This window comes from Sphingopyxis sp. BE235 (assembly GCF_031457175.1).
GTDB lineage: Bacteria > Pseudomonadota > Alphaproteobacteria > Sphingomonadales > Sphingomonadaceae > Sphingopyxis.
Genome location: NZ_JAVDWC010000001.1, coordinates 1,111,353 through 1,125,843, shown reverse-complemented (window position 1 = coordinate 1,125,843; position 14,491 = coordinate 1,111,353). Strand labels below are relative to the sequence as shown.

Here is a 14,491-nt window from a genome sequence, read left to right as displayed (position 1 = left end):
GGGACTTTCGGAGATAGAGATGAAGGTTCAGAAAATGACAGAGATACGCTGCGCGGCGGCGCCGCCCCCGGGCGGACATTATGCCCAGGCCATGTTGCACCGCGACACGCTTTATGTTTCGGGCCAGCTCGGCGTGACCGGCGAAACACCCGATCCCGAAAGCCGTTCGGTCGGCGAGCAGGTCAACTTTGCGCTCGGGAACATCGCGGCGATTGTCGGTGTGGTTGGCGCTTCGCCGGACGACATTGTCCGCTGCACCGTCTATGTGACCGACGTCGCGCATTGGGGCGAAGTCAACCGGGCCTATGCGGCGTTTTTTGGCGCGCACCGCCCCGCCCGATCGATCGTTCCCTCCGGTCCGCTGCACTTCAATGCGCTGGTGGAGATCGAAGCCGTCGTCGCGGTGAGTGTCTGAGACCGGGCGCGAAGCGGACGGAGCAAGGTAATAGTGGGCGCGCGCTTTAATCGACCGGCGGTATTTATCGGCGAGCGGTCTGGGGCTAGAGTCCCGATCATGAAAGCGCGAGGCTCGAACGCAATCGAATATCTTCGACTATCTTTAGTTTTCAATATTTTATGGCGGAGTGAATTTATGAATGGGACAGGGTCATGCCCGCCGTCGATGTAGATCCCAACAAGGTTCACGAATTCGTCGACATGGACGGTTTCTATGACTGGCTGGCCGCGCATCACACCACCGAGCGCGAGGTGTGGATCAAGGTCCACAAGGTCAAATCGGGCCTCGCGTCGATCACGCCCGAACAGGCGATCCACGCGGCGCTGTGCTGGGGATGGATCGACGCGATCCGCAAATCCTTCGACGAAAAAAGCTTCCTGCAACGCTATACGCCGCGTGGGCCGAAGAGCGTCTGGAGCCAGATCAATATCGACAATGTCGCGCGCCTGACCGCCGAGGGTCGGATGACCGGGCATGGGCTGAAACAGGTCGAGGCCGCGAAGGCCGATGGCCGCTGGGATCGCGCCTACCGCGTCAAGGGATCGGAAATTCCGGACGATTTGCAGGCGGCGATCGACGCCGAACCCCGGGCCAAGGCCATGTTGGAAAAGCTGACCGCGCAGAACCGCTTCGCGCTGATCTTTCGCCTCGGTACAATCAAGACCGAGACCGGGCGGAAAAAGAAGATCGCCGACATGGTCGCGATGCTGAAGCGCGGCGAGACTTTTCACCCGCAAAAAGCGAAGTGACCCCGCTGCGGAGCGGTGTCAACCGTTGGTCGCAGCAACGACAGCTGCGTCGGCATCAGCACCGCCGGCCACGGCATCCCACCAATCGCCGAGCGCGTCGATCAGCGGCACGAGCCGTTCGCCGTCGGGGGTCAGGTCATATTCGACCCGCCGGGGATAGCCTTCGAATTCAGTGCGCTGGACGATCCCCGCATCCTCGAGCTTGCGCAGTTCGAGCGTCAGCATCTTGTGCGAAATCGTCGGATTGTCGCGGCGCAGGTCGCCGAAGCGCTTCGTCCCGTCGCTGAGATAATAGATGAGCAAGGTCGGCCAGCGGCCGCTCAGCACCTGCATCACTTCCTCGATCGGACAGCGCGAAACCAGATCTTTCATCGGGGCCTCATGGTTACAAAAAGGTGCGTAATTTACGTGGCGATAGCGCGCCCTATATCTGGTTTCGCTGCGCAGCTCCCCCTCAAGAAGATGGAGCAATACATTGGAACCGATCCTTATCTATGGCTTCCCACTGGGAAGTTCCATGGGCCTCGTCGCGGCTCTCGAATGGCTGGGCAAGCCCTATCGCCTGTGCCGCGTCGACATGCTCGGCGAAATGCGCGAGCCTGCCTATGCCCGCATCAACGCGCGGCACGAGACCCCGGCGCTGATCACCGACCAGGGCAATGTGCTGACCGAAACGATGGCGATCGCCCACTGGCTCACAGCGCGCGACGACGAACGGCGGATCAGCCCCGATCTGCTGTCGCCCGAGGGCGACCGGATGCGGCAGGTCATGGCGTTCATCAACACCGGTTTCACGGGGTCTTTCACCCCGCTGTGGGTCGCACTCGAAATGGACCCGCCGCGCCCCGCCTTGCAAGCGTCGCTCCGCGAATGGGGCAAAGAAGCGGTGATCGGGCGCCACGACCGGCTGGAGGAAATGGTCGGCGACGGCGCCTATCTGGTCGGCGACCGGCCGACGCTGGCCGACGCGCTGTTCATCGGGGTCGCGCGCTGGCTGGAGTTTCACGAGGTCGCCGAGCCCGTTCGCTGGCCAAAGCTCGCGGCGCTGCGCGCAAGGCTGGAGGCCGATCCGGCCGTTACCTACGCCACCGCGCTCGAAAGCGGTGAGACGGCGCCCGACAGCGGCCTCTGCCTCGGCCACGTCCCGCTCGCCGAGGTGATCGAGCGCTACGGTGCCTGATGGAGCGGTGCACGGCGCGTCGTCGCCGCGCACCGCTTCCCCGCCTGCGCGATTGTGAGTGCCCGCCAGCTTTGATAGCAAGGCCCCATGGACAGGATCGAAACCGAAGCGTCGGGCGGCTGCCAGTGCGGCGCGGTGCGCTATCATGTCACCGCGGTGCTCGACACGTCGCACATCTGTCATTGCCGCATGTGTCAGAAGGCGGCGGGCAATTTCTTCATCGCGCTGATCGGCGTGCCGCGCGACGCGATCACCTGGACGCGCGGCGCGCCCGCGACCTTCAACAGTTCGGACAAGGCGGCGCGCGGTTTCTGCCGCGATTGCGGGACGCCGCTGACCTATGATTATGCCGGGAGCAAGCATATCAATCTGACGACCGGGTCGTTCGACGATCCGTCGGCGTTCCCGCCGCAAGTCCAGTTCGGGACCGAAGGCCAGCTGTCGCTGTTCGAGGACCTGCCGATCAAGGCCGAGGGCACCACCGAGGAAGTGATGAGCGACCTTGTCGGCGCGATCAAGGCGAGCAACCACCAGCATCCGGACCACGACACCGACCGCTGGCCCGCCTGACCCTCCTATGAGGGGAGCGCATTTATCGCCGCGCTGGGCGTCAGGCCAAAGGTTTCGCGAAAGGCGCGCGACAGATGCGCGGTGTCGGCAAAGCCCGCGTCCATCGCCGCGGTGCGAACGAGCGCGCCCTGCTTCATCTGCTGCGCGGCATATTGCATCGCCGACCAGCGCTTGAATTCGCGAAAGCCCTGCCCGGTCGCCGCCCTGAAAAGGCGCAAGGCCCGCGTGCGTTCCATGCCGAGCCGCCGCGCCAGCTCGTCCTGCGGCATCCGCCGCATCGGGTCGGCGTAGATCGCGCGCACGGCATCGGCGACGCGCGGCAACGGCGGAGCGGCAGCGACGGTCAACCGCGCGCGCAGCTCGTCGGCGGCATCGCTCGCGCCATCGAGCACTGTGCCCGCTAATTCAGCCAGCTTCCCGTCGAGCGCGCGCGCCAGCGGAACGTCGAACGGAAAGGCGAGACCATCGAGATAGAGGATGTCGGCGCCGCGCGCGGGCAAGGCGATGCCATGCACGACGCCGGGGCGGATCAGTAGCATGTCGCCCTCGACCGTCTCACCGTCCAGCGTCAGCCGCAGCGGACCGCCGCGTCCCATCAATATCCCGGCGACGGGATTGGCATGCGGCGCAAGCGGCGCGTCGACCGGCAGCAGGGAATTCCGGAAAGAGGAGAGCGGGTCGGACATCGCGGTAACTATCTGCCGGTCGGGCGCCGGGCGCAAGCGGCGCCGCTAACGATCGATCCCGGCCCGCACGAAGGCGCCGTGCATCTCGCGCCCGTTCGGATAGACATCCTTGCGCACCACCTCGCCGGCGTCGTTCAGCGTGACGACGTCGAGCATCCCGACGCGCGCAACAAAAGGCGCGCCGCCCGGTTCGGTCAGCGCAAGCAGCATCGTCCATTCGAACACCCAATGGTCGTCGCCGTAGAGCCGCCGCCCCATTTCCTGCGTGAAATCGAAGGTCGCGAACAATTGCCGGCAATGCTCGCGCAGCCGCTCGCGTCCCGTCACAGGCTCGGTGCCGTCGTGAAGCGCGAAGACCGTGTCGTCCGAATGGAGCGAGGCGATCAGGTCGGGATCCTTCGTTTCCCAGCCGACATGATAGCGGTCGAACAGGGCGGCGACGGAAAGGGGGCGTTCGATTTGTGCGGTGGCGGCCATCTGCTTTCTCCCATGATGTTGCGGAAAGAATAGCGGCCCGGCCGGCGAACGCGTTGAACAAACGTGCGACGAATTTTCGCTGGCGCGCTACCGCCCATCTGATAGCCCTGCCCCGGGCAGGGGAGCGTTTGACTATGGCGACACAATCGATCGGAGACCGGGCGGACGGAAAACGGGTGACGTGGATCGTCGTCCTCATCGCGCTTTCGGTCCTGCTCAACTATGTCGATCGCGGCGCGATCGGCGTCGCCGCGCCGCTGATGAAGGAAGAGCTGGGGCTATCGGCGACGGGGTTCGGCCTCGCGGTCTCGGCCTTTTTCTGGGTCTATGCCCCCGCCTGCCTGTTCGTCGGCTGGCTTTGCGACCGCTTCTGCGTCTACCGCGTCTTTGCGCTCGGCGTCGCGATCTGGGCGATCAGCACCGCACTCACCGGTTTCGCGGGCGGGCTGGTATCGCTGATCATCCTCCGGCTGTTCCTCGGGCTGGGCGAGAGCATTGCCTTTCCCGGCAGCACCAAGATTTTCGCCGCCGAAGTCCCCGCCGAGCGGCGCGGGATCGCCAATGCCGCGGTGGCCGCCGCGATCGCATTCGGCCCTGCCATCGGCGTGCTCGCAGGCGGCGCGATCCTTGGCGAATGGGGCTGGCGGCCGGTCTTCTGGATTTTCGGCGCAGTGACTTTGCTGTGGCTCATCCCCTGGCAATTCGCCGCGGCGTCGATGCGGGCACGCGCGGGCACAGTGCCCGCGAGCGAGCGCGTATCGATCCGCCGCCTCCTTCGCGTGCCGGCGCTGTGGAAGATGAGCGCCGTCCATTTCCTGTCGAACTACGGCTTTTATTTCCTGCTCGCGTGGCTGCCGCTCTACCTCGTCAACACGCGCGGTTATTCGATCGGCGAGATGACCGCGCTGACGACGCTGAGTTTCACGACGCAAGGTGTCGTCGCGCTCGCGGGCGGCTGGCTGTCCGACCGCATGGTCGCGAAGGGAGCCAATGAGGGTGAGGTGCGCCGCTGGCTGATGATCGCGGGACAACTCGCCATCGGCACGGCAACCGCGGGCATCGCAGTCGCGGATGGCTATGCGATGCTCGCCGTATGGCTGGCGGTCGCGGGCTTCGGCGCCGGGCTGATCGCGACGAACATCTTCGCCGTCGGCCAGATTTTCGCGGGGCCGCGTGCCGCTGGCAGCTGGATGGGGGTGCAGAATGCGCTCGGCAATATTTCGGGCATCGTCGGCCCGATCGTCACCGGGCTGATCGTCGATTATCTTGGCGGCTATGGCTATGCCTTTGCGGCCGCCGCCGCGCTGTCGCTGCTGGGGGCATTGCTGTGGTGGAAGCTCATCCCCGAAATCCGCACGCTCGATCTTTAGGCCGCTCGTTCGAGATCGAGCAGAAACGCCTTTGCCTCAAGCCCGCCGGCGAAACCGGTCAGCTTGCCGGTCGATCCGACGACGCGGTGGCATGGCGCGATGATCGAGATGGGGTTGCGGCCATTGGCGGCGCCAACCGCGCGCGATGCGCCGGGGGCGCCGAGCTGGTCCGCGATCTCGCCATAGCTGCGCGTCTCGCCGAACGGGATAGCGAGCAGCGCGGCCCAGACGCGCTTCTGGAAATCGGTGCCGGCGAACGATAGCGGCACGTCGAAGGTGCGGCGTGTCCCGGCGAAATATTGCGCGAGCTGCCGCTCGGTTTCGAGCAAGACCGGATGGTCGGCCTTTTCGGTGGGTGTGCCGAGCCGGACGCGGTCGGGCTTGTCATTCTCCCACAATATGGCGGCGAGTCCCCGGTCGTCGGCGACGAGGGTCAATTCGCCGACCGGCGACCAGATGGTTTTGGAATAATGGGTCACGGGCTGTTCCTTTGGATGTCATTCGCTGTCGCACTTTGATGCTGAAATTCCTATGGCGGAGGCCGCGCAGCGATGCGTCCCGAATCTTGCGCCCAACGTCGATGGAAAGTTTTTGCATGACCCCCACCGCCACCATCCTTCTCCTCGGCTCGGGCGAACTCGGGCGCGAGTTCGTGATTTCGGCGAAGCGGCTCGGGTGCCGCGTCATCGCGTGCGACAGCTATGAAGGTGCGCCCGCGATGCAGGTCGCCGACGGCTATGAAGTGTTTTCGATGCTCGACGGCGACGCGCTGCGCGCGACGATCGAAAAGCATCGGCCCGACCATATCGTGCCCGAGGTCGAGGCGATCCGCACCGAAATCCTCGCCGAGGTCGAGGCCGAGGGTTTCCACGTCGTTCCGTCGGCGCGCGCCGCGCAGCTGACGATGAACCGCGACGCGATCCGCGACCTCGCCGCGAGCGAGCTGGGCCTGAAAACCTCGACCTTCGAATATGCGACGAGCCGCGAGGAACTGGTTGCGGCGGCGGAGCGCATCGGCTTTCCGCTTGTCGTCAAACCCGTCATGTCCTCGTCGGGCAAGGGCCAGAGCACGGTCAAGGACGCGAGCGGCATCGACGCGGCGTGGGACTATGCCGCCGCGGGGATGCGCGGCGACCGGCTACGCGTGATCGCCGAGGCCTTCATCGATTTCGATTACGAGATCACCCTGCTCACCGTCCGCCACAAGGATGGCGTCGCCTTCTGCCCGCCAATCGGTCACCGGCAGGAACGCGGCGACTATCGCGAAAGCTGGCAGCCCGCCGCGATGTCCGATGCCGCGTTAGCGGCGGCACAGGAGATGGCGACGAAGGTCGTCGATTCGCTCGGCGGCCACGGCATTTTCGGGGTCGAATATTTCGTGAAGGGCGACGAAGTTATCTTCTCCGAACTCTCGCCGCGCCCGCATGACACCGGCATGGTCACACTGATCTCGCAGTCGCTGTCCGAATTCGACCTGCATGCGCGCGCAATCCTCGGCCTGCCGATCCCCGCGATCGCGGTGCCTGACGCAAGCGCAAGCGCCGTGCTGCTCGCCGACCGCGATGCACAGGATTTCGCGATCACCGGGCTTGCCGACGCGCTGACGCCACCGAATGCCGCGACGTCGGTTGACGCGCGCATCTTCGGCAAGCCGGTTACGCGCCCATATCGCCGCATGGGTGTTGCGCTGGCGCGTGTCGCGGACGGAACCACCGACGATGCCCGCACAGCGGCGGTTGCGGTGGCGGGTAAACTGGCCATCGACTACCGCGACTGAAGCGCTAAGCTGCGGCATGGCCCGGCGCCCTGCCCCGTTCCTTCGCTGGTTTGCGATAGCTTTTTTGCTGGCGTCGATCGTCGGCGTGCCTCTGATCTTTCAAGAAGAATTTGTCGCGGTGAGCGACCGCGTCCTCGCTGCGGCCGATGAGCGTCCCCTCGCCGCCGCGACGTTGATCGTTGGCGCGCTGACGCTCGATGTGTTCCTGCCGGTGCCCAATGGCGTGACCAATACGCTGGCGGGGGCGGCTTTCGGATTCGCGGTCGGCACGCTCGTCATCTGGCTCGGGCTGATGGGTGGCAGCCTTGCGGGCTATGCGGTCGGGCGCTGGGCAGCGCGGCCGCTCGCCAAGCGATTCCTCAGCGCCGGCGATCTGGACCGCGCGCACGAACTCGCCGAACGCATCGGCCCGGTCGCACTCATCCTTTCGCGCCCCGTGCCGTTCCTTTGCGAACTGACCGCGATGGCCGGAGGGATCGCGGCGATGGCATTCGGACGCTTTGCGCTCGTCATGGCGATTGCCAATCTGGGTGTCGCGATGCTGTTCGCCGCGATCGGGGCGGCGGCGGTCGAGCAGGCGTCGTCCGAGCTGCTGATGCTCGGCGCGGTGGGACTGCCGCTTGCCGCTTGGCTCGGCTGGCAGGGCGTCGAGCGGTGGCGCAACGCGAAGAGGACGAAAGCGAGAACAGCGCCCTAGGCCGCTCGCAACTCGGCTGCTACATCCCCGCCATGTCCGAGAAGAATCACCTCTATCTGGTCGATGGCTCCAGCTACATCTTCCGCGCCTATCACCGCCTGCCGCCGCTGACGAACCCCAGGGGGGTCCCCGTCGGCGCGGTCTATGGCTACACGACGATGCTGTGGAAGCTCGCGAAGGATCTGCACGACGCCGACGGGCCGACGCACCTCGCGGTGATCCTCGATCATTCGAGTCAGTCGTTCCGCAACGCGATTTACGATCAATATAAGGCGAACCGGCCCGAGCCGCCCGAGGATCTGCGTCCGCAATTCCCGCTGATCCGCGACGCGACGCGCGCCTTCTCGCTGCCGTGCATCGAAATGGAGGGCTTCGAGGCCGACGATCTGATCGCCTCCTATGCCGAGGCCGCGGTGCGCGAAGGCTGGGACGTCACGATCGTGTCGTCGGACAAGGATCTGATGCAGCTGATCCGCGAGCCCAGCGAAGGCCCGCAGGTCGACATGCTCGACACGATGAAGAATGTGCGCCTCGGACTCGAAGCCGTGAACGAGAAGTTCGGTGTCACACCCGATCTCGTCGGCGACGTGCTCGCGCTGATGGGCGACAGCGTCGACAATGTGCCCGGCGTACGCGGCGTTGGGCCGAAGACCGCGACCAAGCTGATCCAGGAATATGGCAACCTCACCGCTGCGCTCGACGGCGCCGCGGGCATGAAGGCGTCGAAGCTGCGCGACAATCTGATCGAGCATCGCGGCATGGCCGAACTGTCGCGCATCCTCGTCGACCTCAAGCGCGATGTCGCGCTGCCCGACGCGCTCGACACGCTGAAGCTCGGCGCGATCCCGCCGCTGCCGCTCAAGACCTTCCTCGATGAGCATGGCTTCCGCTCGCTGTCGGCGAAGCTCGACCTCGGCGCCACGCCGGGCGGCCCACCGACCTTCCCGCGCGCGAGCGCCACGCCGGTCGCCGCGCCCGCCGGTCCGTCGACGCCGACGCTACCCGCGATGCCGCCCATCGACCGGTCGGTTTATGAATGTGTCACCACCGTCGAGGCGCTCGACCGCTGGATAGCCGAAGCGCGCGCCGCGCATGTCGTCGGGGTCGATACCGAAACCGCGAGCCTCGACAGCGTCACCGGCCGCCTCGTCGGGGTCAGCATGGCGACCGCCCCCGGCCGTGCCTGCTATATCCCGCTCGGCCATGGCGGCACCGACATGTTCGCCGAAAAGCCCGAGCAGATCGCGATGGACGTCGCGATCGGGCGCCTGCACGCGCTGTTCGCCGACGATGCGGTGCTGAAGGTCGGGCATAATCTGAAATATGACATCGGCGTGCTCGCGCAGCACGGCATCACCGTCGCGCCGTACGACGACACGCTGGTGATGAGCTTCGCGCTCGACGCGGGCAAGCATCAGCATGGGCTCGACGAGCTGGCCAAGCTCCACCTCGATCACACCTGCCTGACCTTCAAGGAAATGTGCGGGACGGGCAAATCGCAGATCAGCTTTGCCGAAGTGCAACTCGACCGCGCAACCGAATATGCCGCCGAGGATGCCGACGTCGCACTTCGCCTCTGGAAGCTGCTCAAGCTGCGCCTGCCCATCGAGGGCGGGACGCGCGTCTACGAGATGGTCGACCGCCCGCTCGCCTCGATCGTCGAGGGGATGGAGCGCGCGGGGATCAGGGTCGACCGCGAATATCTCGCGCGCCTGTCGGGCGAGTTCGCCAACGAGATGCTGCGCATCGAGGGCGAGATCCACGGGCTCGCCGGCCAGCCCTTCGCGATCGGCAGCCCCAAGCAGCTCGGCGAAATCCTGTTCGACAAGCTCGGCCTCAAAGGCGGGCGCAAGGGCAAGTCGGGCGACTGGTCGACCGACCAGAGCGAACTCGAACGATTGGAACGCGACGGGGTGCCGATCGCGCGCAAGATTTTGGAATGGCGCCAGCTTGCGAAGCTGAAGTCGACCTATACCGACGCGCTGCAGCAGCAGATCAACACCACGACCGGGCGCGTCCACACGAGCTACAGTCTCGTCGGCGCGCAGACCGGGCGCTTGTCGTCGACCGACCCGAACTTGCAGAACATCCCGATCCGCACCGAGACCGGCCGCCAGATCCGCGACGCATTTATCGCCGCGCCCGGCCATGTGCTGATCGCCGCCGACTATAGCCAGATCGAACTCAGGCTCGCGGCGCATATGGCCGACGTCCCCGAACTCAAGGAAGCCTTTGCGCGCGGCGACGACATCCACAGCGCGACCGCGATCGAATTGTTCGGCGAGGTCAACCGCGACACGCGCGGCAAGGCGAAGACGGTCAACTTCTCGATCCTCTATGGCATCTCGCGCTGGGGCCTTGCGGGGCGGCTCGAAGTCACGCCCGACGAGGCGCAGGCGCTGATCGCGCGCTATTTCGAGCGCTTCCCGGGTATCTCGGACTATATCACCGACACGCTCGAAGGCGTGCGCGCCAAGGGTTACACTGAGACTTTGTTCGGCCGCAAAACCTGGTTCCCGCGCATCAAGGCGGCGAACCAGAATGAGCGCGCGGGCAGCGAGCGCGCCGCGATCAACGCGCCGATCCAGGGCACCAGCGCCGACCTGATCAAGCGCGCGATGGCGCGGATGCCGAAAGCGCTGGCGGATGCCGGACTCTCCGACGTCCGCATGCTGCTCCAGGTGCACGACGAACTCGTGTTCGAAGCGCCCGAGGACAAGGCCGAAGCCGCAGGCGCGGTGATCCGCGCGGTGATGTCGGGCGCCGCCGAACCGGCGCTCCAGCTCTCGGTTCCGCTCGAGGTCGAGGTCGGCATCGGCAAGAGCTGGGGCGAAGCGCATTGATCGCCGCGTTGCTGTTCGTCGCGGCGCTCGCCGCCGATCCCGCCCCCGCGCCTCCCGAAGCCGCCGCCGTTTCGGCGCCCGCGCGCCCATCGCCGGTCGCCGACACCGACTTGCGCGAATTTGCCGCGATTGCGGGGCGCAAGGTCGTCGGCCGCGCGGTCGGCGGGCCCTATGCGAACGCCGACAAGGTGTTGCTGATTGCCCGCGACGACAAGGGCTATCCGGTCGTCGCCGCGAGCATGGGCTTTCCCGTGCGCCAGTCGCTTCCGGGGCCGCCCGCGACGACGCTCGCGGTCATCCGCATTCACCAGCGGTACGAAACGACCATCCCAGGCCCCACTCCCGATGATCTTGCTTTCGTCGCCGCAAACAAGCTGCCGCTGTTCGTGATCGGCGAATGGGCGCGCCCAGCGCCGATGTGGGAGGTTGCGTGGGTCGACGACGCGGTACGCTATCGCGCAGTCGGCGATGTCGGCGAAATCGGTCCCTGGCGGGACTGATCGTCGCACGCACGCGGCGCACTGACCGCCCTGCCCTTTCGCAAACCCGACTTTGCCTCTATGACGCCGCGATGACATCCGGCCGGCACTTTTGTGACAGCCGGCAACAAAGGGTTCTCATGAGCAAGTTCGAACCCGTCGCCAAGGCGCCGGTCCGCATCCAGCAGAATATCCTCGCGCGCAGCGAACGCCGTCTTCTCAACTGGTTATGCGCGCGCCTTCCGGGCTGGGTGACCCCCGACCAGCTCACCACGCTCGGTTTCGCCGGCGCGGTGCTGGTTGCCGCGGGCTATGTGCTCAGCTGGTTCGACAGCGAATGGCTCGGCCTGTCGCTCGTCGGCTATATCGTCAACTGGTTCGGCGATTCGCTCGACGGCAGCCTTGCGCGCTGGCGCGGCATCGAACGCCCCAATTACGGTTATTTCGTCGACCATAGCGTCGATGCGCTCGCGACATTGCTGATGATCAGCGCGATCGGGATGAGCCCATATATGCGGCTCGACGTCGCGCTGATGGCGGTGATCGGCTATTTCCTGCTGTCGATCCACACCTTCATCGCCGCCAAGGTCGTCGGCGAATTCCGCCTGTCCTATATGGCCGGCGGCCCGACCGAGCTGCGCCTGATGCTGATGGCGATGACGATTTCGATGCCGATCATCGGCGGCGGCGACATCCACGGCACCAATTTCTCGGCCTTCGACCTGTTCGCGCTGGTCGTCTCGAGCATCCTTGTGACGCTGTTCATCGTCCAGACGTCGGCCACCGCCCGGATGCTGCGCCGCCGCGGCGGATAGCCAGAATCAGCGGCGCGCCCGCGCCTGCGGGTAGGTGCCGAGCAACCGCAGCGACTTGGTCTGGAAATCGAGTTCCTCGAGCGCGCGGTCGATCCGCTCGTCGCCCGGCGCGCCAACGATATCGCAGTAGAATTGCGTCGCCGCGAAGCTGTCGCCGGTCTGATAGCTTTCGAGCTTTGTCATGTTGACACCATTGGTCGCAAAGCCGCCGAGCGCCTTGTAGAGCGCGGCGGGAATATTCTTCACCTCGAACATGAAGGTCGTCATCACCGGGCCGGTGATCGCGGCAACGTCGGCCAGCGGTTCGCGCGCAAGGATGACGAAGCGCGTCGTGTTGTGATCGGCGTCCTCCATCCCCGTGCCGTGGAGCGTCAGCCCGTAAAGTTCGGCGGCGTGCGGCGGCGCGAGGGCGGCAAGCCCGACCTCGTCGCTGTCGGCAACCCACGCCGCGGCGCCCGCGGTATCGCTGTGCGCGACCGGCGCGATATTGTTGGCGCGCAGCCAGTGGCGGCACTGGCCGAGCGCCTGCTCATGGCTCATCGCGCGCGTCACGGGGCCGAGGTCGCGGCTCATCAGGCCATAGCGGATGGGCAGGAAATGCTCGCCGACGATCGACAAGCCGGATTCGGGGAGCAGGAAGTGGATGTCGGCGACGCGGCCGTGCAGGCTGTTTTCGATCGGGATGATCGCGCGGTCGACGCGGCCGTCGCGCACCGCGTCGATCGCGTCCTGAAACGCATAGCAGGGCATCGGCAGCGAGTTCGGGTCATATTCGCGCGCGGCAAGATCACTGTTCGCGCCCGGCGCGCCCTGGAATGCCAGCCCGCGCGCGGGTTCGGCGAGCGCCGCGTTGCGCATTTCGTCGACCAGATGCTGTGCCGAAGCCGAATAACTGCCCATGATTGCCTTCCCAAGCTCGCACCTTTCTCGGCGAGAAAGCTACTCGATTCCTTGTCGGGGAGCACTTCTCGTCCGAAAACCGGTTCCCACTTTTCGGGAAGTGCTCCGGAGCCGCGGCGCATAGCCGCCCCGCCGCGACCGCGCAACCGGCGCGCACGCCGTTGCCATTCCCCGATTTCATCCCCTTGCGCCGCCGTCGCCGCACCAGTAAGGGAGCGTCCAAATCAAATATGCGCCCGGCAAGCGGGCGTCAGCTAACGGGGCTGCTACGCATGGACAATCGCAACAATACTATTGCCGGCTGGGTGCTGTTTGCCGGCATTTGCGCGCTGGGCCTGACCATCGGGTCGAGCATGTTGTTCGCCAGCCACAATCCCGAAAAGCCCGGTTATCCGATCGAAGACGCCGAAGCCGGCGCGGGTGGCGGCGAATCGGCCGTGCCGCTCGCCAACCTGCTCGCCGCCGCCGATCCGGCGAAGGGCGAAGCGGTGTTCGCGAAATGCGCCGCATGCCACACGATCAACTCGGGCGGCGCCAACGGCATCGGCCCGAATCTGTTTGGTGCGCTTGGCAAGGCGCACGGCCATGTCCCGGGCTTCGCCTATTCGGCGGCGCTGAAGGGCGTTGCGGGCAATTGGGATTTCGAGGGCATGAACGCATGGCTGACCAGCCCGCGTAAATATGCCCCCGGCACGAAGATGTCGTTCGCCGGCCTCGGCAGCGCCGAAGATCGCGCGAACCTGATCGTCTATCTGAACAGCCAGGGTTCGAACCTGCCGCTGCCCGCCGCCGAAGCGGCGCCCGCAGCCGCGGAAGGCGCCGATCCGGCCGAGACCGCTGCCGCTGCACCGGCAGCCGAAGGCGCCGCGGCCGCTCCGGCCGCTGACGCCGCGGCTGCGCCCGCGCCGGCCGAAGCCAAGAAATAATGCGGCTCGCGCCCGTCCTGCTGGCGGGCGCGCTGGCGCTCGCCGGTTGCGGCAAGAGCGAGACGCCGTCCGAGGCGCCGGCGACGGGCGAGCCCGGCGTCGAAGCGCCGGCGCCCGCGGTTGCCCCGACCGCCGCCATGGGCGAACAGGTCTTCCGCCGCTGCGTCGCGTGCCATACGGTCGACAAGGGCGGCAACAACGGCATTGGCCCCAACCTGCACGGCGTCGTCGGCGCCGCGGTCGCGTCGAAGCCCGGCTTTTCCTATTCGGGCGCGATGAAGGCAAAGGGCGGCGTCTGGGACGAGGCCGCGCTCGACGCCTATCTCACGGCCCCGATGAAGGATGTTCCGGGCACGCGCATGGCGTTCGCCGGCGTGATCGACGCGGCGGACCGCAAGGCGCTGATCCTCTTTCTCGAAGAACAGTCGAAATAGGTTTCCTTCTCCCTTGATGGGAGAAGGAAACGCAGCCTTGCCGCAAAGCGCTAGGCGCAGTTGGATGAGGGTGACGGTGCGTCCTTGCACCATCGCCTTAGGCCGAGATCGCACCCCCACCGCTACGACTA

General features: G+C 66.0%; 17 protein-coding genes. 12 read left to right on the top strand and 5 right to left on the bottom strand.

Translation table 11 applies throughout. The features are described from left to right. The first annotated feature begins 34 nt into the window (after positions 1-34). Positions 35-415: a RidA family protein gene (locus J2X38_RS05315; protein WP_058536984.1), complete on the top strand. Its 381-nt coding sequence runs from the start codon at positions 35-37 to the stop codon at positions 413-415. 194 nt (positions 416-609) lie between these two features. Continuing rightward, complete coding sequence (locus J2X38_RS05310) at positions 610-1,206, top strand: YdeI/OmpD-associated family protein (RefSeq protein WP_310251984.1); 597 nt, start codon at positions 610-612, stop codon at positions 1,204-1,206. A gap of 18 nt (positions 1,207-1,224) precedes the next feature. Here the strand turns inward: J2X38_RS05310 and J2X38_RS05305 are convergent, their stop codons facing one another. Further along, positions 1,225-1,578 (bottom strand): helix-turn-helix domain-containing protein, encoded by a 354-nt coding sequence (locus J2X38_RS05305; RefSeq protein ID WP_310251982.1) that lies wholly within the window; start codon positions 1,576-1,578, stop codon positions 1,225-1,227. 103 nt (positions 1,579-1,681) lie between these two features. Here J2X38_RS05305 and J2X38_RS05300 point away from each other — a divergent pair, with 103 nt between their 5' ends. Then, the gene (locus J2X38_RS05300) at positions 1,682-2,386 is read left to right on the top strand and encodes a glutathione S-transferase family protein (protein WP_310251980.1); all 705 of its coding nucleotides are present in this window, start codon (positions 1,682-1,684) and stop codon (positions 2,384-2,386) included. 87 nt (positions 2,387-2,473) lie between these two features. Next, entirely contained in the window at positions 2,474-2,956 is a 483-nt protein-coding gene (locus tag J2X38_RS05295; protein WP_310251978.1) for a GFA family protein, read from the top strand. A 5-nt stretch (positions 2,957-2,961) separates the two neighbouring features. Here the strand turns inward: J2X38_RS05295 and J2X38_RS05290 are convergent, their stop codons facing one another. Then, positions 2,962-3,642, bottom strand: a complete 681-nt coding sequence (locus tag J2X38_RS05290) for an AraC family transcriptional regulator (RefSeq protein WP_310251975.1) — start codon at positions 3,640-3,642, stop codon at positions 2,962-2,964. Between the two features lie 45 nt (positions 3,643-3,687). Beyond that, a complete protein-coding gene (locus tag J2X38_RS05285; protein ID WP_058536675.1) occupies positions 3,688-4,119 on the bottom strand; it encodes a nuclear transport factor 2 family protein in 432 nt (143 codons plus the stop codon). A gap of 134 nt (positions 4,120-4,253) precedes the next feature. On the opposite strand from J2X38_RS05285, the gene J2X38_RS05280 reads away from it, so the two are divergent. Beyond that, on the top strand, positions 4,254-5,489 hold the full coding sequence (locus J2X38_RS05280; RefSeq protein ID WP_310251972.1) for an MFS transporter: 1,236 nt from the start codon (positions 4,254-4,256) through the stop codon (positions 5,487-5,489). Here the strand turns inward: J2X38_RS05280 and J2X38_RS05275 are convergent. Beyond that, entirely contained in the window at positions 5,486-5,968 is a 483-nt protein-coding gene (locus tag J2X38_RS05275; RefSeq protein WP_310251970.1) for a methylated-DNA--[protein]-cysteine S-methyltransferase, read from the bottom strand. The two genes, J2X38_RS05280 and J2X38_RS05275, sit on opposite strands and share 4 nt — an antisense overlap. Before the next feature lie 116 nt (positions 5,969-6,084). Between J2X38_RS05275 and purT the strand changes: the two genes are divergently transcribed. The 5 genes from purT (at position 6,085) to J2X38_RS05250 (ending at position 12,100) form a co-directional block, all read left to right on the top strand. Further along, positions 6,085-7,266 (top strand): formate-dependent phosphoribosylglycinamide formyltransferase, encoded by a 1,182-nt coding sequence (gene purT / locus J2X38_RS05270; RefSeq protein ID WP_310251968.1) that lies wholly within the window; start codon positions 6,085-6,087, stop codon positions 7,264-7,266. Between the two features lie 118 nt (positions 7,267-7,384). After that, complete coding sequence (locus J2X38_RS05265; RefSeq protein ID WP_310251966.1) at positions 7,385-7,963, top strand: VTT domain-containing protein; 579 nt, start codon at positions 7,385-7,387, stop codon at positions 7,961-7,963. 32 nt (positions 7,964-7,995) lie between these two features. After that, complete coding sequence (polA, locus tag J2X38_RS05260; RefSeq protein WP_310252707.1) at positions 7,996-10,806, top strand: DNA polymerase I; 2,811 nt, start codon at positions 7,996-7,998, stop codon at positions 10,804-10,806. Then, complete coding sequence (locus tag J2X38_RS05255) at positions 10,803-11,306, top strand: hypothetical protein (RefSeq protein ID WP_310251964.1); 504 nt, start codon at positions 10,803-10,805, stop codon at positions 11,304-11,306. The genes polA and J2X38_RS05255 overlap by 4 nt, the downstream gene beginning before the upstream one ends. Positions 11,307-11,425: 119 nt before the next feature. Then, complete coding sequence (locus J2X38_RS05250) at positions 11,426-12,100, top strand: CDP-alcohol phosphatidyltransferase family protein (RefSeq protein ID WP_056371728.1); 675 nt, start codon at positions 11,426-11,428, stop codon at positions 12,098-12,100. 6 nt (positions 12,101-12,106) lie between these two features. On the opposite strand, the gene J2X38_RS05245 is transcribed toward J2X38_RS05250, so the two are convergent. Further along, positions 12,107-13,000: a prephenate dehydratase gene (locus J2X38_RS05245; protein ID WP_058536682.1), complete on the bottom strand. Its 894-nt coding sequence runs from the start codon at positions 12,998-13,000 to the stop codon at positions 12,107-12,109. Positions 13,001-13,272: 272 nt separating this feature from the next. Between J2X38_RS05245 and J2X38_RS05240 the strand changes: the two genes are divergently transcribed. Together J2X38_RS05240 and J2X38_RS05235 are read left to right on the top strand one after the other, a co-directional pair. Continuing rightward, positions 13,273-13,926 (top strand): cytochrome c family protein, encoded by a 654-nt coding sequence (locus tag J2X38_RS05240; protein ID WP_310251961.1) that lies wholly within the window; start codon positions 13,273-13,275, stop codon positions 13,924-13,926. Continuing rightward, a complete protein-coding gene (locus tag J2X38_RS05235) occupies positions 13,926-14,360 on the top strand; it encodes a cytochrome c family protein (RefSeq protein WP_310251959.1) in 435 nt (144 codons plus the stop codon). The genes J2X38_RS05240 and J2X38_RS05235 overlap by 1 nt, the downstream gene beginning before the upstream one ends. The last annotated feature ends 131 nt before the right edge of the window (positions 14,361-14,491 follow it).